Source organism: Cellulomonas sp. ES6 (assembly GCF_030053835.1).
Classification (GTDB): Bacteria; Actinomycetota; Actinomycetes; order Actinomycetales; family Cellulomonadaceae; genus Cellulomonas.
This window is the reverse complement of sequence record NZ_CP125655.1, coordinates 1,065,228-1,084,484: the sequence shown is the minus strand read 5'-3', so window position 1 is coordinate 1,084,484 and position 19,257 is coordinate 1,065,228. Positions and strand designations below refer to the sequence as shown.

Annotated in this window: 15 protein-coding genes; 12 read left to right on the top strand and 3 right to left on the bottom strand. The window is 76.7% G+C overall.

All coding sequences use genetic code 11. The features are described 5' to 3' along the window. Positions 1 to 101 precede the first annotated feature (101 nt). The gene (locus tag P9841_RS05140) at positions 102 to 2,189 is read right to left on the bottom strand and encodes an alpha-1,4-glucan--maltose-1-phosphate maltosyltransferase (RefSeq protein ID WP_502848852.1); all 2,088 of its coding nucleotides are present in this window, start codon (positions 2,187 to 2,189) and stop codon (positions 102 to 104) included. 228 nt (positions 2,190 to 2,417) lie between these two features. Between P9841_RS05140 and glgP the strand changes: the two genes are divergently transcribed. Next, positions 2,418 to 4,997: an alpha-glucan family phosphorylase gene (gene glgP / locus P9841_RS05135; protein WP_283320995.1), complete on the top strand. Its 2,580-nt coding sequence runs from the start codon at positions 2,418 to 2,420 to the stop codon at positions 4,995 to 4,997. Positions 4,998 to 5,060: 63 nt separating this feature from the next. Here glgP and glgX read toward each other — a convergent pair whose 3' ends face one another. Then, positions 5,061 to 7,277, bottom strand: coding sequence for a glycogen debranching protein GlgX (gene glgX, locus P9841_RS05130; RefSeq protein WP_283320994.1), 2,217 nt, complete (start codon positions 7,275 to 7,277; stop codon positions 5,061 to 5,063). A gap of 126 nt (positions 7,278 to 7,403) precedes the next feature. Between glgX and P9841_RS05125 the strand changes: the two genes are divergently transcribed. Then, positions 7,404 to 8,228: an electron transfer flavoprotein subunit beta/FixA family protein gene (locus P9841_RS05125; protein WP_283320993.1), complete on the top strand. Its 825-nt coding sequence runs from the start codon at positions 7,404 to 7,406 to the stop codon at positions 8,226 to 8,228. Continuing rightward, positions 8,228 to 9,220, top strand: a complete 993-nt coding sequence (locus P9841_RS05120; protein WP_283320992.1) for an electron transfer flavoprotein subunit alpha/FixB family protein — start codon at positions 8,228 to 8,230, stop codon at positions 9,218 to 9,220. Before P9841_RS05125 ends, P9841_RS05120 begins: the two co-directional genes overlap by 1 nt. 9 nt (positions 9,221 to 9,229) lie before the next feature. Here P9841_RS05120 and P9841_RS05115 read toward each other — a convergent pair whose 3' ends face one another. Next, positions 9,230 to 10,222 carry a phosphotransferase family protein gene (locus P9841_RS05115; protein ID WP_283320991.1) on the bottom strand — a complete coding sequence of 331 codons (993 nt, stop codon included), beginning with the start codon at positions 10,220 to 10,222 and terminating at the stop codon, positions 9,230 to 9,232. A 38-nt stretch (positions 10,223 to 10,260) separates the two neighbouring features. On the opposite strand from P9841_RS05115, the gene P9841_RS05110 reads away from it, so the two are divergent. The 9 genes from P9841_RS05110 to P9841_RS05070 all read left to right on the top strand — a co-directional run bounded on the left by P9841_RS05110 (position 10,261) and on the right by P9841_RS05070 (position 19,217). After that, positions 10,261 to 11,457, top strand: coding sequence for a cysteine desulfurase family protein (locus tag P9841_RS05110; RefSeq protein WP_283320990.1), 1,197 nt, complete (start codon positions 10,261 to 10,263; stop codon positions 11,455 to 11,457). Next, a complete protein-coding gene (gene mnmA / locus P9841_RS05105) occupies positions 11,457 to 12,584 on the top strand; it encodes a tRNA 2-thiouridine(34) synthase MnmA (RefSeq protein ID WP_283320989.1) in 1,128 nt (375 codons plus the stop codon). Before P9841_RS05110 ends, mnmA begins: the two co-directional genes overlap by 1 nt. Continuing rightward, positions 12,581 to 13,618, top strand: coding sequence for a uroporphyrinogen decarboxylase/cobalamine-independent methonine synthase family protein (locus P9841_RS05100; protein WP_283320988.1), 1,038 nt, complete (start codon positions 12,581 to 12,583; stop codon positions 13,616 to 13,618). Before mnmA ends, P9841_RS05100 begins: the two co-directional genes overlap by 4 nt. After that, positions 13,615 to 13,995: a hypothetical protein gene (locus tag P9841_RS05095; RefSeq protein WP_283320987.1), complete on the top strand. Its 381-nt coding sequence runs from the start codon at positions 13,615 to 13,617 to the stop codon at positions 13,993 to 13,995. Before P9841_RS05100 ends, P9841_RS05095 begins: the two co-directional genes overlap by 4 nt. 295 nt (positions 13,996 to 14,290) lie before the next feature. Next, positions 14,291 to 14,515 (top strand): helix-turn-helix domain-containing protein, encoded by a 225-nt coding sequence (locus P9841_RS05090; RefSeq protein ID WP_222171732.1) that lies wholly within the window; start codon positions 14,291 to 14,293, stop codon positions 14,513 to 14,515. A 252-nt stretch (positions 14,516 to 14,767) separates the two neighbouring features. Further along, positions 14,768 to 14,989 carry a helix-turn-helix transcriptional regulator gene (locus tag P9841_RS05085; RefSeq protein WP_283320986.1) on the top strand — a complete coding sequence of 74 codons (222 nt, stop codon included), beginning with the start codon at positions 14,768 to 14,770 and terminating at the stop codon, positions 14,987 to 14,989. A 114-nt stretch (positions 14,990 to 15,103) separates the two neighbouring features. Further along, positions 15,104 to 15,478: a DUF6907 domain-containing protein gene (locus P9841_RS05080; protein ID WP_283320985.1), complete on the top strand. Its 375-nt coding sequence runs from the start codon at positions 15,104 to 15,106 to the stop codon at positions 15,476 to 15,478. Beyond that, entirely contained in the window at positions 15,478 to 17,979 is a 2,502-nt protein-coding gene (ligA, locus tag P9841_RS05075; protein ID WP_502848504.1) for an NAD-dependent DNA ligase LigA, read from the top strand. Before P9841_RS05080 ends, ligA begins: the two co-directional genes overlap by 1 nt. Next, entirely contained in the window at positions 17,976 to 19,217 is a 1,242-nt protein-coding gene (locus tag P9841_RS05070) for a GNAT family N-acetyltransferase (protein ID WP_283320984.1), read from the top strand. The genes ligA and P9841_RS05070 overlap by 4 nt, the downstream gene beginning before the upstream one ends. The last annotated feature ends 40 nt before the right edge of the window (positions 19,218 to 19,257 follow it).

Genomic DNA, 19,257 nt, shown 5'->3' with positions numbered 1-19,257 from the left:
GATCTGCCCGGTGGGCGGCGCGTGGCCGGCGGTCGGCCCGGGCGTCGCGGACCCGGTGGCGGCGACCGCCGTGGGGACGGCCCCGGTCGGCCCGGCCGGGGTCACACCCGCTCCACCCGGACGACGTGCGCCACGCGGCTGTACGGGTCGAGCCGGACCCACGGGTGGGCGTCCCAGGCGTAGACCTCCTGGGACAGCAGGTCGTGGGCGACGAAGCGCGCGTCCGGCTCGAGGCCGAGCGCGGCCAGGTCGAGGTCCACCACGCCGTCGTGCGCGGAGCGCGGGTCGAGGTTCACGACGACCAGGACGGTGTCGGCCGCCCCCGTCGGCGACAGCTCCGCCGGCAGGTGCCGCGAGAACGCGACGAGCGCCGGGTCCGACGTCGGGTGCACCGTGAGGTTGCGCAGCTGCAGCAGCGCGGGGTGCGCGCGGCGGATCGCGTTGAGGGACCGCAGCAGGCGCGCGATGCCGAGCGGCTCGGCCGCGGCCCAGTCACGGGGCTTGAACTCGTACTTCTCGTTGTCGATCTGCTCATCGACGCCCGGCCGCGGCACGTCCTCGACCAGCTCGTAGCCGGAGTAGATGCCCCAGGTGGGGGAGCCGAGCGCCGCGAGGACCGCCCGCACGGCGAACCCGGCCGCGCCGCCCGTCTGCATGTACGGCGTGAGGATGTCGTGCGTGGTGGGCCAGAACGACGGCCGCATCCACGATCCCTGCTCGCCGGAGACCTCCGCGAGGTACTCGGCGACCTCCTCCTTGGTGTTCCGCCAGGTGAAGTACGTGTACGACTGGTGGAACCCGACGCGCGCGAGGTTGAGCATCATCGCCGGCCGCGTGAACGCCTCCGACAGGAACACGACCTCCGGGTGCGACGCGCGCACGTCCGCGAGGATCCGCTGCCAGAACGACAGCGGCTTGGTGTGCGGGTTGTCCACGCGGAACGCCGTCACCCCGTGGTCGATCCAGACCTGCAGCACCCGGCGGATCTCGGCGTAGATGCCCTCCGGGTCGTTGTCGAAGTTCAGGGGGTAGATGTCCTGGTACTTCTTGGGCGGGTTCTCGGCGTACGCGATGGTCCCGTCGATGCGCGTGGTGAACCACTCGGGGTGCTCGGCGACCCACGGGTGGTCGGGGGAGCACTGCAGCGCGAGGTCGAGCGCGACCTCCAGCCCCAGCTCCCGGGCGCGGGCGACGAAGGCGTCGAAGTCGTCGAACGTGCCGAGCGAGGGGTCGATCGCGTCGTGCCCGCCGTCCGGGGAGCCGATCGCGTACGGCGAGCCCGGGTCGCCCGGGCGCGCGTCGAGGGTGTTGTTGCGGCCCTTGCGGTGCGTCGTGCCGATCGGGTGGATCGGCGTCAGGTAGACGACGTCGAAGCCCAGGTCGGCGATGCGCGGCAGGTCCTCCGCGGCGGTGCGCAGCGTCCCCGTGCTCCACGTCCCGGTCGCCTCGTCGTACGTCGCGCCGATCGAGCGGGGGAAGATCTCGTACCACGCGCCGGCCAGCGCCAGGGGGCGGTCGACGACGAGCGGGTAGGTCGGGGACGGGCTCACGAGCTCGCGCAGCGGGTGGGCGGCGAGCGCGGACCGGACCTCCTGCGCGGTCCCCGCGGCGAGCCGGGCCGCCGCGGGCCGGGTCTCGTCGCGCAGCGCGGTCACGGCGTCCCGCAGCAGCGCCACGTCGTCCGTGGGGAGCGCGGCGCCCGCGTCGTCGGACGCCCGGGACGCCGCGCGCTCCAGCAGCCGCGCGCCCTCCTCGAGCACCAGCTCGACGTCCACGCCGGCGCCGACCTTCAGCGGCGCGTCGTGCAGCCACGTGCCGTACGGGTCCGACCAGCCCTCGACCCGGAAGCCCCAGGCGCCCGGCTCGTCGGGCACGAGGCGGGCCTCGTAGCGGTCCAGGCCCGGGGCGATGTCGACCATCGTCGCCCGCGCGCGGTCCCGGCCGTCGGGCCCGACCAGCACGGCGGTGGCCGCGCACGCGTCGTGGCCCTCGCGGAACACCGTGGCCCGGACGGGGACGGCCTCGCCGACGACGGCCTTCGCCGGCCAGCGCCCGGCCTCCGCGACGGGGGACACGTCGACGACGGGGATCCGCCCCACCGGCGCGTGCACCGGGTCGGCCGTCGTGACCGGGGCGGCCGGCGCGGCGGGCGCCGCCGCGGTGGTGGCGGTCGCCGGGGCGGCGTGCACCGCGGTCCCGGGCTGCTCGGCGGGCACCAGCTCGGCCTGGGCGGGGGTCTGGCGCGCGCGGGCGCGGCGCGGCGCGGGCCGGCGCGGCGGGGGAGTCGACGTCACGGTTCCGAACCTATCCACTGGGGTGGCCGCCCGGCATCCGGACGGCCCGACGTGCCGCCATCCGCACCTGGTGGGACCGAGGTGCTGTTCCGACGGCCCCGCCCCTGCGTACGCTCGTGCACCGTGAGAGCCATCCGCCGATTCACCGTCCGCACGTCGCTGCCTGCCGAGCTCGCCGACCTGGACGAGCTCGCCCACAACCTGCGCTGGTCCTGGCACGCGCCGACCCGCGACCTGTTCGCCCGCATCGACCCGGCGCTCTGGGACGAGGTGCACGGGGACCCCGTGGCCCTGCTCGGCGCGCTGCGTCCCGAGCGGCTCGCGGAGCTCGCCGCGGACCCGGACGTGGTGGCGGCCGTCCGCGCCGCCACGGCGGACCTGCACGAGTACCTCGAGGCGCCGCGCTGGTACCAGCGCCGCCAGGCCTCCGACCCCTCGCTGCCCGCGGCCATCGCCTACTTCTCGCCGGAGTTCGGCATCACCGCGGTGCTGCCGCAGTACTCGGGCGGTCTCGGCATCCTCGCCGGGGACCACCTGAAGAGCGCGTCCGACCTGGGCGTGCCGATCGTCGGGGTGGGCCTGCTGTACGGCGCGGGCTACTTCAAGCAGGCGCTGACGCGCGACGGCTGGCAGGTCGAGACCTACCCGCTGCTCGACCCGGACGGCATGCCGCTGACCCTGGTGCGCGAGCACGACGGCACGCCCGCCGTCGTCACCATCCCGCTGCCGGGCGGCCGGACGCTGCACGCGCACGTCTGGACGGCGACCGTCGGCCGGGTGCCGCTGCTGCTGCTCGACTCCGACGTGCCCGAGAACGACGAGGCCGCGCGCAAGGTCACCGACCGGCTGTACGGCGGGGGCGGCGAGCACCGGCTGCAGCAGGAGCTGCTGCTCGGCGTCGGCGGCGTGCGCGCGCTGCGGCTGTGGTCCCGGCTGACCGGCGCGCCGGAGCCGGAGGTCTACCACACCAACGAGGGGCACGCCGGGTTCCTCGGGGTCGAGCGGATCCGGGAGCTCGTCGGCGGCGCTGGCCTGGGCTTCGACGAGGCGCTGGAGGCCGTGCGGGCCGCCACCGTGTTCACCACGCACACCCCCGTGCCCGCCGGGATCGACCGGTTCCAGGCGTCCCTCGTGGAGCAGTACTTCGGCGGGGCGAACGAGGCGCCGGGCGTCCCGGTGGAGCGGGTGCTGGCGCTGGGCGCCGAGGACTACCCCGGCGGCGACCCGCTCATGTTCAACATGGCCGTGATGGGCCTGCGCCTCGGCGGGCGCGCCAACGGCGTCTCGCTGCTGCACGGCGAGGTCTCCCGCGGCATGTTCAACGGCCTGTGGCCGGGCTTCGACGACGTGGAGGTGCCGATCACCTCCGTGACCAACGGCGTCCACGCGCCGACCTGGGTGGACCGCCGGCTGTCCGACCTCGCGGCCGAGAGGCTCACCGGCGACGAGATCGCGTCGGGCACCGGGTGGCTCACCGACGCGATCGGCGACGCCGAGCTGTGGGAGCTGCGGCGCACGCTGCGGGCCTCGCTGGTCGCGGACGCCCGGCGCCGGGTGCGCGGGTCGTGGGCCCGGCGCGGCGCGTCCCCGGCCGAGCTGGGCTGGGTCGACGACGTGCTGTCGCCCGACGTGCTGACCATCGGGTTCGCGCGGCGCGTGCCGACGTACAAGCGCCTCACGCTCATGCTGCGCGACCCCGAGCGGCTGCGCGCCCTGCTCACGCACCCGGAGCGCCCGGTGCAGCTCGTCATCGCCGGCAAGTCGCACCCCGCCGACGACCAGGGCAAGCGCCTCATCCAGCAGCTCGTCCGGTTCGCCGACGAGGCCGGCGTCCGCCACCGCATCGTGTTCCTGCCGAACTACGACATCGCGATGGCGCAGACGCTGTACCCGGGCTGCGACGTGTGGCTGAACAACCCGCTGCGCCCGCTCGAGGCGTGCGGCACCTCCGGAATGAAGGCGGCGCTCAACGGCGGCCTCAACCTGTCCATCCTCGACGGGTGGTGGGACGAGTGGTACGACGGCGAGAACGGCTGGGCGATCCCGACGGCCGACGGCGTCGAGGACCCGGACCGCCGCGACGACCTCGAGGCCGCCGCCCTGTACGAGCTCATCGAGCACCAGGTGGCGCCGCGGTTCTACGACCGGGACGAGCGGGGGCTGCCGCTGCGCTGGCTGGAGATGGTCCGGCACACGCTCGCCACGCTCGGCCCGAAGGTCCAGGCGACGCGCATGGTGGCGGACTACGTCGAGCGCCTCTACGCCCCGGCGACGGTGGCCGGGCGCGAGCTCGCCGGCGACGCCGCGTTCACGGGGGCCCGCGAGCTGGCCGCCTGGAAGGGCCGCGTGCGGGCCGGCTGGCAGCACGTCCGCGTCGACCACGTCGAGTCCGGCGGCGTCGGCGAGGTGCCGCAGGTCGGCGACGCCCTGCACGTCAAGGCGTACGTGTCGCTCGGCGACCTCGCGCCCGAGGACGTCGAGGTGCAGGTCGTGCACGGCAAGGTCACGGAGTCGGACGAGCTGCACGGCTTCACGGTCGACCCGCTCGCGCTCGCGGAGAGGTACGAGGGCGGGCGGTACGCGTTCGCGGGCGACGTGCTGCTCGACGCGTCCGGACCGTTCGGGTACAGCGTGCGCGTCGTCCCGCGGCACCCGGGCCTCGCGTCCGTCGCCGAGGTCGGCCTGGTCGCGAACGCCGGCTGACGCGACCGGCCCGCACCGCCGAGGAGCCCCCGCCCGCAGGACCGGGCGGGGGCTCTTCGGGCGTCAGGCCACGTAGACCCGCAGGCTGAGCGGCTCGACGACCACCCGCGTCCCCGACTCGCGGTGCAGGACGCCGTCGACCGCGGCGGTCCGGACCTCGTCGGGGTGCTCCCAGGTCGAGTCCCAGGCGAGCTCCCACAGCGTGGGCCGGTCGTCGGCGAGCACCACGTCGACCGGGTCGAGCGAGCCGTTCACCACCACGAGCACGGTGTCGCCCTCCGCCGCCCGCAGCATCTGCAGCGTGCGCAGGTCGCCGTCGTGCCACCGCTCGTGGGTGAACGCCACCCCGCCCGGGTCGAACCACGTGAGGTCCGGGCGGGCGCCCGAGGGTGCCCGCCCGGTGAAGAACCGGGTGCTGCGCAGAGCCGGGTGCGCGTGCCGCAGCGCCGTCAGGTGACGCGCGGTCGCCAGGAGGTCGCGTCGCCAGGGGGCGAGGTCCCAGGACACCCAGGACAGGTCCGAGTCCTGGCAGTACGCGTTGTTGTTGCCGCGCTGCGTCCGGCCCATCTCGTCGCCCGCGGTGATCATCGGCGTCCCCGCGGCGAGCAGCAGCGTCGCCAGCAGGTTGCGCAGCGAGCGCCGGCGCAGCGGCACGATGTCGGAGGCCACGGAGTCGGGGCCGACGCGGCCCTCGACCCCGTGGTTCCACGACCGGTTGTCGTCCGAGCCGTCGCGGTTCTGCTCGCCGTTCGCCTCGTTGTGCTTGTGCTCGTAGGCGACGAGGTCGGCGAGCGTGAAGCCGTCGTGGGCGGTCACGTAGTTGACCGACGCCTGCGGCCCGCGCACCAGCGGCGGGTCGGTGTGGCCGAACAGGTCGACGGAGCCCGCGAGCCGCGTGGCGAGGTCCCGCACCCGGTGCTCCGGCAGGCCGTGCGCGGCGCGCGCCGGGTCCGCGAGCCAGAACGAGCGCACGGAGTTGCGGAACTTGTCGTTCCACTCGGCGAACGGCGGCGGGAACTGCCCGGTGCGCCAGCCGCCGGGGCCGACGTCCCAGGGCTCGGCGACGAGCTTGAGGCCGTGCAGCGCCGGGTCGGTGGCGGCCGCCACGAGGAACGGGTGGTCCGGGTCGAAGCCGCCGTGCCCGCGACCGAGCGTGACCGCCAGGTCGAACCGGAAGCCGTCGACCCCGACCTCCTGCGCCCAGTACCGCAGCGAGTCCAGCGTCAGCCGGATCACCTCGGGGCGGCGGAAGTCGAGCGTGTTGCCGGTGCCCGTCACGTCCGCCAGGGCCGCCGGCCGGCCGCCGTCGTGCAGGTAGTAGACCGCGGAGTCCAGGCCGCGCAGCGACAGGTGCTGGCCGGTGAGCCCGCCCTCGCAGGTGTGGTTGTACACGACGTCGAGCAGCACCTCGATGCCCGCCTCGTGCAGGGCGTGCACGGCGCCGCGCAGCTCGTCGAGCACCGCGGCGGGACCCGCCGCCCGCGCCGCGGCGGTGGCGTACGGGGCGTGCGGGGCGAAGAAGCCCAGCGTGCTGTAGCCCCAGTAGTTCGTCAGCCCCTTGTCGACCAGGTGCGGCTCGGAGGAGGACGCGTGCACGGGCAGCAGCTCCAGCGCCGTGACGCCGAGCGCCCGCAGGTGCCCCACGACCGCCGGGTGCCCGAGCGCGGCGTACGTGCCGCGCAGGTGCGGCGGCAGGTCCGGGTGCCGCAGCGTCAGCCCGCGCACGTGCGCCTCGTAGACCACGGTGTCCGCCCACGGCGTGTACGGGCGGTTGGCCGCCGGGTCGACGGCGTCGCCGGCCCCGCGGTGGCCGGGCCGGCGGTCCAGCACGACGCCGTGCGGGACGTGGGCGACGGAGTCGCGGGGGTCGGCGGGGCCGTACGGGTCGCCGCGCAGGGCGTCGTCGACCTCGTGGCCGTACGTGGCCGGGCCGTGGTCGACCTCCCCGGCCAGCCCGGTGGCGTACGGGTCCACCAGCAGCTTCGCGGGGTTGTACCGGAGCCCCGCCTCCGGGTCCCACGGACCGTGCGCGCGCAGGCCGTAGCGCTGCCCGGGACGCAGGCCGGGCACCCGGGCGGAGAAGACGCCGAGGTCCGGGCCCGTCAGGGGGACGCGCCGCTCCGCCCAGCCCGACGGCGACGACGGGTCGGGGTCGAGGAGGCAGAGCTCCACCGCCTCGGCGTGGGGTGCGAGCACCGCCACGTCGGCGCCGTCGTCCGTGACGTGCACGCCGAGACGCGGCGGCGGGCCGGCTGTCGGGCGGTCGGGGGAGTGCACCACGTCCCCATTGTGGCGCGCCCGGGCCGCGGACCTGCGCAGCCGCCGGGTGAGGTGGCCGCGCGGGCGCCGTCGCCGCGGGCCGTGCCCCGGCGCCGCCGCCCGCGCCGGGCGGGTAACGTTCCGGAGGTGAGAATCGTGGTGTGCGTCAAGCACGTGCCCGACATCCAGTCCGAGCGAGCCCTCGGCCCCGACGGCCGGCTCGTGCGCGACGGCGGTGACGGCACGCTGAACGAGCTGGACGAGAACGCGGTCGAGGCCGCCGTCGTCCTGGCGGAGCAGGCGCGCGACGCCGGCGGGGACGCCGAGGTCGTCGTCGTGACCGCCGGCCCGGACGACGCCGAGGACGCCGTGCGACGCGGCCTCCAGCTCGGGGCGGACGCCGCGGTGCACGTCCTGGACGACGCGGTCGCCGGGTCGGACGCGATCGGCACCGCGACCGTGCTGGCCGCGGCCGTCCGCCACCTCGGGGAGGCCGACCTGGTCGTCACCGGCATGGCGGGCCTCGACGGTCTCACCTCGCTGCTGCCGGCCGCGCTGGCGGACCTGCTGGACCTCCCGCAGCTCACGCTCGCGTCGTCGGTGGCGCTCGCGGACGGCACCGTCACGGTGCGCCGGGACCTGGACCACGCCACGGAGGTGCTCGAGGCGCCCCTGCCGGCGCTGGTGTCGGTCACCGACCGGGCGAACGAGCCCCGCTACCCGAACTTCCAGGCGATCATGGCCGCCCGCAAGAAGCCGGTGACGGTGCTGACCCTCGCCGACCTGGGGGTCGACCCCGCGACGGTCGGGTCCGCCGGCGCCCGCACGGAGGTCGTCGAGGCCGCGCCCCGGCCGCCCCGCACGGACCGCGTCCTGGTGACGGACGACGGCGAGGCCGGCCGGCACCTGGCCGCCTGGCTGCTGGAGCGCGACCTGGTCCGCACGACGCCCGCGACGGGGGAGGTCCTCTGATGGCCACGGTGCTGGTGCTGCTCGACCACGCGGACACGGGCGCGCTGCGGGGCAGCGTGCTGGAGCTCGCGACGGCGGCGCGGGAGCTCGCCGGCCCGGGCGGGGCCGTGCACGGCGTGTGGGTCGGGGACGAGCCGCTCGACCCCGCCCTGCCGGTGCTCGGCCGGCACGGGGTGTCGGTGGTGCACGCCGTCACCACGGGCGACGCCGACCCGCTGCTCACGCCTGTGCTCGCCGAGGCCGTCGCGGACGTCGTCCGAGCGGCCGGCGCGACGGTGCTGCTCGCGCTCTCGACGTTCGAGAACAAGGAGGCCGCCGCCCGCGTCGCCCTCGCGACCGGAGCGGGCGTCGTGACGGACGCCGCGGCGGTCGAGCGGGACGCCGCCGGTCGCGTCGTCGCGGCGAAGACCGTGCTGGCCGGGACGTGGACGACGCGCTGCGCCGTGCTCACCGAGGTGGCCGTCGTGCTGCTCAAGGCCGGCGCGGTCGTCTCCTCGCACGTCGAGGACGAGGCGCCGCTCGCGCCCGAGGTCCGCCCCCGCAGCGTGGCGGTGACCGACCGCGCCACCCGCGTGCGCGTCGTCGAGCGCACCGCGCAGGCACCCTCCGACCGCCCCGACCTGTCGTCCGCGGACGTCGTCGTCGTGGGCGGGCGGGGGACGGGTGGGGACTTCGGTCCGCTGGAGGCGCTGGCGGATGAGGTCGGCGCGGCGGTCGGCGCCACGCGCGTCGCCACGGACGAGGGCTGGATCGGGCACGAGGCGCAGATCGGGCAGACCGGCGTCACGGTCTCCCCGCGGCTGTACCTCGGCTTCGGGGTGTCCGGAGCCGTCCACCACCGCGGCGGCATGCAGGCGTCCGGCACGGTCGTGGCCGTCAACGAGGACCCGGAGGCGCCGATCTTCGAGATCGCCGACTACGGCGTCGTCGGGGACCTGTTCCAGGTGGTGCCGCAGCTCACCGAGGAGCTGCGCCGGCTCCGCCGGGGCTGAGGTCGGGGCCTACGCCAGCGCGCGCAGCCACTCCACGGCCGCGCGGGCCTGGGCGCCCTGGAACCGCCGCAGGTTGGGGATGCCGACCGGGGCCGGCTGGAGCGCGGAGTGCGCGAAGTAGCCGGACAGCCCGGCGACCACGGCGCGCAGCCGCTCCGGGTCGACCCCGGTCGCCACGGGGCGCGACCAGAAGATCTCCTGGGGCGACCCGCCGCCCTGCATCGCGACGCTCGGGAGCATGAACGCCAGGTCCAGCCACGGTGCCCCCGTGCCGGCGTGCGGCCAGTCGATGAGCGAGACCCGTCCGCCGTCGTGGTCGTGGTCGACCAGGACGTTGTCCGCGCGCAGGTCGCCGTGCACCAGGGCGCTCCCGGCGCACGCCGCCAGGGCGTCCCGCTCCCACGCGACGAGCAGGTCCAGGTGCCCGAGCAGCCACGGCCCCGCCTCGCCCGCCGTCGCGACGAGCCGGTCCAGCTCGTCCGCCGGGCGCTCGGCGATCCGCTCCCAGCCTGTGAAGTCGCCCGCGAGCATCTCGGCGGTCGGGCGCAGCTCGTGACCCGGCAGCGGCTCGCACTCCGCCAGCGTGTCGAGCGCCCGCAGCACGACCTCGAGCTCGTCGGACCGCCACGGCAGCAGCGGCGGCCGCCCCGGCGCGACCTCGAAGCCCAGCAGCACCCACTCGCCGTCGTCGCCGGACCACAGCAGCCGGGGCGCGGGGACGTGCGGCGGCAGCGCGGCGGCGGCCCGCACCTCCGCCCGCGCCAGCTCCGGCGACTCGGGGTTCTGCTCGGGCGAGACCGCCTTGACGAACACCCCCCGGCCGTCGGCCAGCTCCAGCACCGCGGCGAACCCCGGGCTGAAGCCGGTGGTCGCACTGGTCTCGGCGGTGACCTGGGCGCCGGCGAGCTCCTGGATGCGGCTGCGGACCCCCCGGGGGAGGTCGCGCCAGTCCAGGCGCTGGCCGCTGAAGGCCAGTGGAGGCGTCGTCGCGTCGTGACTCACGCGCACATCCTGCCAAAGGGGTTCGTAGACTCGTGCGGGTGAGCGCGTATCTGGACCACGCGGCCACGACGCCCGTGCTCCCGGAGGCGGCCGCCGTCCTGGTCGAGCACCTGTCCCGCACCGGCAACCCGTCGTCGCTGCACGCCGCCGGGCGGGCGGCGCGCCGCGTCGTCGAGGAGTCCCGCGAGCGCCTCGCCGCGGCCCTGGGGGCCCGGCCGAGCGAGGTGCTGCTGACAGGTGGCGGCACCGAGGCGGACAACCTCGCCGTCAAGGGGGTGTTCTGGGCGCGCACCGCGCAGGACCCCGCGCGGCGTCGGGTGCTGGTGTCGGCCGTGGAGCACCACGCGGTGCTCGACCCCGCGTTCTGGCTCGCCGAGCACGCGGGTGCGGAGATCGTGCTGCTGCCCGTGGACGACGAGGGACGCGTGCGGCTCGACGTGCTGCGCGACGATCTCGCCGAGCACGGCGACGCGACCGCGCTGGTCTCGGTGATGTGGGCGAACAACGAGGTCGGGACGCTGCAGCCGCTCGCCGACGTGGTCGCGCTGGCGCACGCCCACGGCGTGCCGGTGCACGCGGACGCCGTGCAGGCCGTCGGCCAGGTGCCGGTGGACTTCGCGGCGTCGGGCCTCGACGCCCTGACCGTCTCGGGTCACAAGGTCGGCGGCCCGGTGGGCGTCGGCGCCCTGCTCGCCCGCCGGGAGCTGGGTCTCGTGCCGGTGCTGCACGGCGGCGGGCAGGAGCGCGGCGTGCGGTCCGGGTCGCTCGACGTCCCCGCCATCGCCGCGTTCGCGGTCGCGGTGGAGCGCGCGGTGGCCGCGCGGCCGGAGACGGCCGCGCGTCTCGGAGCGCTGCGCGACGCGCTCGTCGCCGGTGTGCGCGAGGCCGTGCCCGGCGCGGTGCTGCGCGGTCCGGCCGACGCCGCCGGACGGCTGCCCGCGAACGCGCACTTCACCTTCCCCGGCTGCGAGGGCGACTCGCTGCTCTACCTGCTCGACAGCGCGGGCGTCGAGTGCTCCACCGGCTCGGCGTGCCAGGCCGGCGTGCCGCAGCCGAGCCACGTCCTGCTCGCGATGGGCCTGGAGGAGGGCGACGCCCGCGGGGCCCTGCGGTTCAGCCTCGGGTGGCCGTCGACCCGCGCCGACGTGGACGCGCTGCTCGCGGCGCTGCCGGGCGCGGTCGAGCGGGCGCAGGCCGCGGGCCTGGCGGGCCGGCCGCGGGCGGGGGTCGCCTGATGCGGGTGCTCGCCGCGCTCTCCGGCGGGGTGGACTCGGCCGTGGCCGCGGCGCGCGCGGTCGACGCCGGCCACGAGGTCGTCGGCGTCCACATGGCGCTCTCCCGTGACCGCGCGCAGCTGCGCAGCGGATCGCGCGGCTGCTGCTCGATCGAGGACGCGGGCGACGCCCGGCGCGCCGCCGACGTCCTGGGCATCCCGTACTACGTGTGGGACCTGTCCGAGCGGTTCGAGGACACGGTCGTGGCGGACTTCCTCGCCGAGTACGAGGCCGGGCGGACGCCGAACCCGTGCGTGCGGTGCAACGAGCACATCAAGTTCGACGCGCTGCTCGACAAGGCGCTCGCGCTCGGCTTCGACGCGGTCTGCACCGGCCACTACGCCCGGGCGGAGCGTGACGGGGACGGCACGCCGGTGCTGCGGCGCGCGGCCGACCGGGCGAAGGACCAGTCGTACGTGCTGGCCGTCATGGGGCCGCAGCGCCTGTCCCGCGCGCTGTTCCCGCTCGGGGACGCGCCGTCGAAGGACGCGGTGCGCGCCGAGGCGGCCGCGCGCGGCCTGGGCGTGTCGGCCAAGCCCGACTCCTACGACATCTGCTTCGTCGCGGACGGCGACACCCAGGGGTTCCTGCGGTCCCGGCTCGGGTCGCGCCCGGGGGAGGTCGTCGACGTGGACGGTGCCGTGCTCGGGCAGCACGACGGGGCGTACGGGTACACGGTCGGCCAGCGCAAGGGACTGCGGCTCGGGCGGCCCGCCCCCGACGGCCGGCCGCGGTACGTCCTGGCGATCGAGCCGGTGAGCAACCGCGTGGTCGTCGGCGGGGCCGAGGACCTGTCCGTCGCCGCGCTCGACGCGGTCGACGCGGTCTGGTTCGGCGACGCCCCCGCGGCGTGGACGGCGTGCACGCTGCAGGTCCGCGCGCACGGCGAGGGTGTGCCCGCGCGGGTGCGGGCGGTGGACGGGGGCGCGCAGGTGCAGGTCGAGGGGACGCTGCGCGGTGTCGCGCCCGGGCAGTCCGCGGTGCTCTACGGCGGCGCGGACGGCGACCGGGTGCTCGGGCAGGCGACCGTCGACCGGGCGCACCGCGCGGTCCCGGCACGCGCGGTCCCGGCCTGGGGGCGCGCGTGACGGCGGTCAGCAGCACGGGTGCGTGGCCCGGGACCGACCCCCTCGAGGCGCAGCAGACCGTCCTCGGCGACCTCGCGGACCTGCCGGACGGCGTCACGGGCCTGCCGTGGACCGTGCGGCTCGGCGAGCGGGGGCCCTACGGGACCGCGGCCGCGCAGGCGCTCGGGCTGCTGGTCGACCTGCCCGCCGACCTCGGGCCGCACGGCTGGCGGCTCGCCGACCGTCCCGGGGCCGACGCGACCCGGCTCGCCGCCGCCCGCCGTGAGGACCTCGACGCGCTCGCGGTCGCCGCCCACGGCTGGTCCGGCTCGCTGGTCGTCCCCGTGTGCGGACCGCTCACGCTGGCGGCCTCCGTCTACCTCGCGCGCGGCGACCGGGCGGTCGGCGACCACGGCGCCCTCGAGGAGATCGCCGAGTCGCTCGCCGCCGGCACGGCGGAGCACCTCGCGGCGGTGGTGCGGGCCGTCCCCGGCGCGCGACCCACGGTGCTGCTGCACGAGCCGCTGCTCGCCCCCGTGGTCGCCGGGGTCCTGCCGTCGTTCTCCGGGTACTCCCGGCTGCGTGCGGTGCCCGCGCCGGTGGTCTCCGAGCGGCTGTCCCGCGTCGTGGGGGTCCTGCGCGCGGCCGGCGCCGACCGCGTCGTCGTGCACGTCGGCCCCGGCGCGGCGGTGCTCGGGGCGGCGCGCGGCGCGGGGGCGGACGGCCTGGGGATCGAGACGACCGCCCTCGACGACCGGTCGTGGGAGGCCGTCGCCGAGCACGTCGAGGCCGGCGTGTCCCTGTGGGCGGGCGTCCCGCAGCCCGCGACGTCGCAGTGCGCCGGGCCCGACGTGCAGGGCGTCGCGGACGCGGTGCTGCACGGCTGGCAGCGGGTCGGGCTCGACCGCGCCGGGCTGCGCGACGTCGTGCTGCTCGCCCCCGCCGGGCCGGCCGTGCCGGGCCGCGAGGCCGTCGTCCACCCCGCGGCCGCGCGGGCGACGCTCGCCGCCGTGGCGCGGGCCGCCGCCGTCGTCGCCGAGCGGGCCGAGTCGTGAGGCGCCGCACGAGCACGGCGAGGGCCGCGCTCCTCGCAGGCGGGGCGGCGCTGGCGGTCGTCGGCCTCGTCGTGCTGCTGGTGCAGGGGATCGCGCTCGTCACCGGGACGCTGCGGACGGGGCTCGCGGACGAGGGGTCGTGCGTCGCCGCGGCCACCGCCGGCGAGGACGGCGCCGAGATCACCACGTCGCTGCTGCCGCCGCGCTCCGCGTGCACCTGGACCGTCGGCGGGCGCCAGCAGGAGGCCGTGCTGGCGGAGGGCTCGGCCCCCGCGGTGACCGCGGCGGTCGTGGCGACGGCGGTGGGGGTGACGCTGGTGCTCGGGACCGCCGGCGTGGCGCTGGCACGCCGGCGGCGGGGCGTGCCGCCCGCCTGACGGGCGAGGTGCGTGCCGCCCGCCTGCCCGGCGAGGTGCGTGCCGCCCGCCTGACCGGCGAGGTGCGTGCCGCCCGCCTGACCGGCGGCCGTGCGTGCCCTCCCGTCGGAGGCTCCGCACGTGGATCGGTGGTGCCCGCGTGCCGTCGAGGTGGTCTGCGGAGCCCTCCGTCCCCTCGTAGGAGCCTCCGACGGGAGCGGCGTGGGGGTGCGCGGGGATCAGGGTGGGCGGGATCGTGCGGGCGCTACGCATCGGTGTGTGGACGGGCGGCGGGTGCCCCGGGAGCGTCGGTCGGGTGGAAGGCGAGCTGCAGCGCGTGGTCGGACGCAACGTCCGCAGGATCCGGTCCCAGCGGGGCGTGAGCCAGGAGGCGCTCGCCGTCGAGCTGGACGTGCACCGCACGTACATGGGCGCCGTCGAGCGGGGCGAGCGCAACCTCACGCTCCGCACGGTCGAGCGGCTCGCCGCCGGGCTCGGTGTCGTGCCGTCCGAGCTGCTCCGCGACCCGGCTCCTCGCTGACCCCGGGGCGGTTCGCCGGACCGGCGCCGCCCTCGGGCCCGGTCCTGCACCGGGCCCGGGCCGGCCGACACCGGTCTCTCGCCGGCTGCCACTGCCCCCGTGCCCGGCCTCGCATCGGCCGCTACCGCCGCCCGCGCCCCCGTCCTCCCACGGACTGTGCGTCCCGGCGGTCCAGGGTGGTGCCGCCCGACCTCCCGTGTGCTACTCATGAGTCTGTAGACGCAGAAGTAGCGAGACCCGGACCGTGGTCGGGTGGAAGGCGAGCTGCAGCGTGTCGTGGGTGAGCAGGTCCGTCGCGTGCGGGCGGAGCGTGGTCTGAGCCAGGAGGCGCTCGCCGACGCGCTCGGCGTGCACCGCACGTACCTGGGCGCGGTCGAGCGCGGCGAGCGCAACCTCACCCTGCGGACCGTCGAGCGGCTCGCGGACCGGCTCGCCGTGGACGTGCGCGACCTGCTGGACCCCGCCGGGCGGTGATCCGGACGTCCCCTGTGGACGACCGGCCTCCCGTGTCAGTACCCCCGCCCATGGTGGACACCACCCGCGGGGGAGCAGTCCCGGACCCCTCGCGACACGAGCGGAGGAGGAGCCGTGGGAACGACGCAGGACAGGCCCGGCAGGACGGTGGCGGGCGGCTGCCCGCCGTGGTGCGTGGTGCTGCACGAGGACGACGACGAGGGCGCGACGCGCCGGCACGCGAGCGCCTCGCTGTCCGTGCCGGTGCGCGAGCTGCGGGCCGGAGGTGACGAGTCCCCGCCGCTGTTCGGCGAGCTCGACCCGGACGACGGGCACGGGGAGCGCACCGCGACGACGGACCTGGCGGTGTGCCTCCACCGGCGTGACGGGGCGCCCACGACGTGGCTCTACGCGGGCGACGGGACGGACCAGGTCCTCGAGCTGACGGTCGAGTCCTGGCACCGGCTGGTGCCGGCGCTGGACCGGCTGCTCGACCTCGCGAGGGCCTGATGCCCGCCCGCGTGCGTGTCGGCACCGGGAGGCATGATGTGCCCGTGGACGCGACACGAGCCGAGACGACGACGCCCGACGACACCGGCCTGGACGAGCCGGCGGCCCGCCGCCTCTGGTCCGAGCTGGCCGACCGGGTCCGCGACCTGCAGTTCGCCTACTACGTGCGCGACGAGCCCCTGGCCAGCGACGCGGAGTACGACGCGACCCTGCGGCGCCTCGAGGCGCTCGAGGACGCCTACCAGGGGCTCGGGCTGCGCACGCCGGACTCCCCGACGCAGCGCGTCGGGGGCACCTTCTCGACGGACTTCCGGGCGGTCGACCACGTCGAGCGGATGCTGTCGCTCGACAACGCGTTCTCTGCGGAGGACGTCGCGGCGTGGGCCGAGCGCGTGCACCGCGACCTCGAGATCCCGGCGGACGCGGGGCTGCAGTACCTGACGGAGCTCAAGATCGACGGCCTCGCGATCGCGCTGCTCTACGAGCGGGCCGGCGACGGCCCGGCCCGGCTCGTGCGGGCGGCGACGCGCGGCGACGGGCGCACCGGTGAGGACGTCACGCTCAACGTCCGCACCATCGCCGCGATCCCGGAGACCCTCGCGGGCGACCCCGCCACGCACCCCGAGCAGATCGAGGTGCGCGGCGAGGTGTTCCTGCCCGTCGAGGCGTTCGAGCGGCTGAATGCGGCGCAGGTCGCGGCCGGCCGCTCCCCGTTCGCGAACCCCCGCAACGCCGCCGCGGGGTCGTTGCGCCAGAAGGACCCCCGGGTGACGGCGTCCCGGCCGCTGCAGGTGTACGCGCACGGCATCGGCGCCCTGCGGTGGGGGACGGGCAGGGGTGCGGGCCTCGAGCGGCAGTCGCAGGTGTACGACCTGCTGGCGGGGTGGGGCGTCCCGGTGTCGCCGCACAGCCGGGTGGTCGCGGGCCTGGCCGGCGTGCAGGAGATGATCGACCACTACGGCGAGCACCGGCACGAGGTCGAGCACGAGATCGACGGCATCGTCATCAAGGTCGACGAGCTCGCGCTCCAGCGCCGGCTGGGCGCGACCAGCCGTGCCCCGCGCTGGGCGATCGCCTACAAGTACCCGCCGGAGGAGGTCAACACCCGCCTGCTCGCGATCGAGGTGAACGTCGGCCGCACCGGCCGCGTCACGCCCTACGCGGTGATGGAGCCGGTCCGCGTGTCCGGCTCGACGGTCGCGATGGCGACGCTTCACAACAAGGACGTCGTCGCCGCGAAGGGCGTCCGGCCCGGGGACGTGGTCGTGCTGCGCAAGGCCGGCGACGTCATCCCCGAGATCGTCGGGCCGGTGACCGCGCTCGCGGACGACGGGTACCCGCGGACCGACTGGACGATGCCGACGCGGTGCCCCGAGTGCGGCTCCCTCCTGCGTCCGATGCGGGAGGGGGACGTCGACCTGCGCTGCCCGAACGCCCGCACCTGCCCGGCGCAGGTACGCGGCCGCGTCGAGCACATCGGCTCGCGCGGCGCCCTCGACATCGAGGCGCTCGGCGAGGTCACCGCGGCCGCCCTCACGCAGCCCGAGGTCCCCTCGCCGCCGCCGGTCGTGAACGAGGCGGACCTCTTCGACCTCGTGGCCTGGTCCGCCGACGCCACGGAGGCCGAGCGCGAACGGGTGCGCGAGCGCAGCTTCGCCCTGTTGAAGCAGGTCGAGGTGGTCGTGCGCGACCCCGACTCCGGCGAGCCGCGGGTCGACGACGACGGCGTCGTGCGTCGACGCACCCCGTTCCGGCGCCGGGTGACGCACAGCGCGCGGGCCCGGCGCGAGGCCGAGGCGCGCGGGGAGGTGCTGCCGGAGCACGAGGACGTGCCGTCCGAGCAGGCCAAGAAGCTCCTGGACGAGCTGGACGCCGCCAAGACCAAGCCGTTCTGGCGCGTGCTCGTCGGGCTGAGCATCCGCAACGTCGGTCCGACGGCTGCGCGCGCGATCGCGCAGCGGTTCGGGTCGATGGCCGCGCTCGAGGAGGCGCTCGCCGACGCCGAGCAGGCGCGCGAGACGCTGTCGGCGGTCGAGGGCGTCGGCCCGACCATCGCGGACTCGATCGTCGACTGGTTCGCCGAGGACTGGCACGCCGAGATCGTGCGGCGGTGGCGGGCGGCCGGTGTCGTCATGGCCGACGAGGCGGACGCGTCGGTCCCGCGCACCCTCGAGGGGCTCACGGTCGTCGTCACGGGCAGCCTCGAGGGGTTCAGCCGGGACCAGGCGAAGGAGGCCGTGCTCAGCCGCGGCGGCAAGGCGTCGGGCAGCGTCTCCAAGAAGACGGACTTCGTCGTCGTGGGGGACAACGCGGGGTCGAAGGAGGCGAAGGCGCGCGAGCTCGGTCTGCGCATCCTCGACGAGGCCGGTTTCGTCACGCTGCTGGCCGAGGGACCCGCGGGCCTGCCGGGCGCCGACGACGCCGACGGCTCTGGCGGCGCCGACGCGCCCCCGGGAGCGGAACCCCCGGGGACCCCGGCGGACGCGTCGGACGACGCGTGACCGGCGGGGTGCGGGTGCGCGTCGCCCGCCCGGAGGACCTGGACCAGGCCGGCGCCCTGACCGCGGAGGCGTACCACGCCGACGGCCTGCTCGACGACGACGGCGGCTACGGGACGGAGCTGCGTGACGCCGGCCGGCGCGCGCGGGAGGCGGTCCTGCTGGTCGCGACCGTCCCGGGTGCGGGCGGCGCCCAGGACGTCGTGGTCGGGACGGTCACGCTCGCGCCCGCCGGGACCTCGTACGCGGAGGTCGCCGAGCCGGGCGAGCTGGAGCTGCGGATGCTCGCGGTCGCGCCGGAGGCCAGGCGCCGGGGCGTGGCTGAGCGGCTCACGACCGCCGCGCTGCGGGAGGCGGTCGCCCGGCAGGCCCGGGGCGTCGTGCTCTCGACGCTCGAGCCGATGGTCACGGCGCGACGGCTGTACGAACGGCTCGGCTTCGTGGCCGCCCCCGCGCGCGACTGGGGCCACGAGGGAGTCGCCCTGCACGTCCTGACGTGGACACCGCCCGCCGCGCCGGGGGTGATGGTGGAGTCCGCGACGTGGGTGCCGGCGACCGTGGAGACCGTCGAGGGCTGGCGGCTCGGGTTCTCCGGCGGCTTCACGCGGCGCGCCAACAGCGTTCTGCCGCTGGGCCGGCCGGCGGACCTCGGCGCCACGCTCGACGCGGTGGAGGCCCGCTACGACGCGGTCGGCCTGCCGACGGTCGTGCGCGTCTGCGCGGCGGCGCCCGCGGGCCTGGAGGAGATGCTGGGTTCGCGCGGCTACGCGCCGGTCGTCGCCACGGACGTGCTGGTGCGCGACGTCGAGCCCCCGCCCCCGGTGCCGCCCCACCCGGGTGTGCGGGTGGTGGTCTCCGAGCACGTCGACGGCCCGTGGCTGGACGGCTGGCTCGGGGTGAAGGCGGGTGGCGCGACCGCCGATGCGACCACCGCCCGGCAGGTGCTGGCCGCGACGCCGGCGCGCTACCTCGCGGCGGTGGGGGAGGACCGCAGGACGCTGGGGGTGCTGCGGGCGGCGTTCGCCGAGGACTGGGTGGGCCTGTCCTGCCTGGTGGTGGCGCCGGAGGCGAGACGTCGGGGCATCGGGCGGCTGCTCACCCGGGCGGCACTGGCCGCGGCGGCCGGCGCGGGAGCCCGGCGGGCGTTCCTGCAGGTGGAGGTGAGCAACGCCGGAGCGGCGGACCTCTACGCCGCCGAGGGGTTCCGACCCGCCGAGCGGTACGCCTACTGGCAGCGCTGACGCGCGGCGGGACGTGGGCGCGGGGCGGCGTGGGCGCGGG

Bases quoted from the DNA above. Each gene is read 5' to 3' on its own strand.
- P9841_RS05120 (WP_283320992.1), top strand. From the start codon at position 8,228: ATGGCCACGGTGCTGGTGCTGCTCGACCACGCGGACACGGGCGCGCTG.
- mnmA (WP_283320989.1), top strand. From the start codon at position 11,457: ATGCGGGTGCTCGCCGCGCTCTCCGGCGGGGTGGACTCGGCCGTGGCC.
- ligA (WP_502848504.1), top strand. From the start codon at position 15,478: ATGCCCGCCCGCGTGCGTGTCGGCACCGGGAGGCATGATGTGCCCGTG.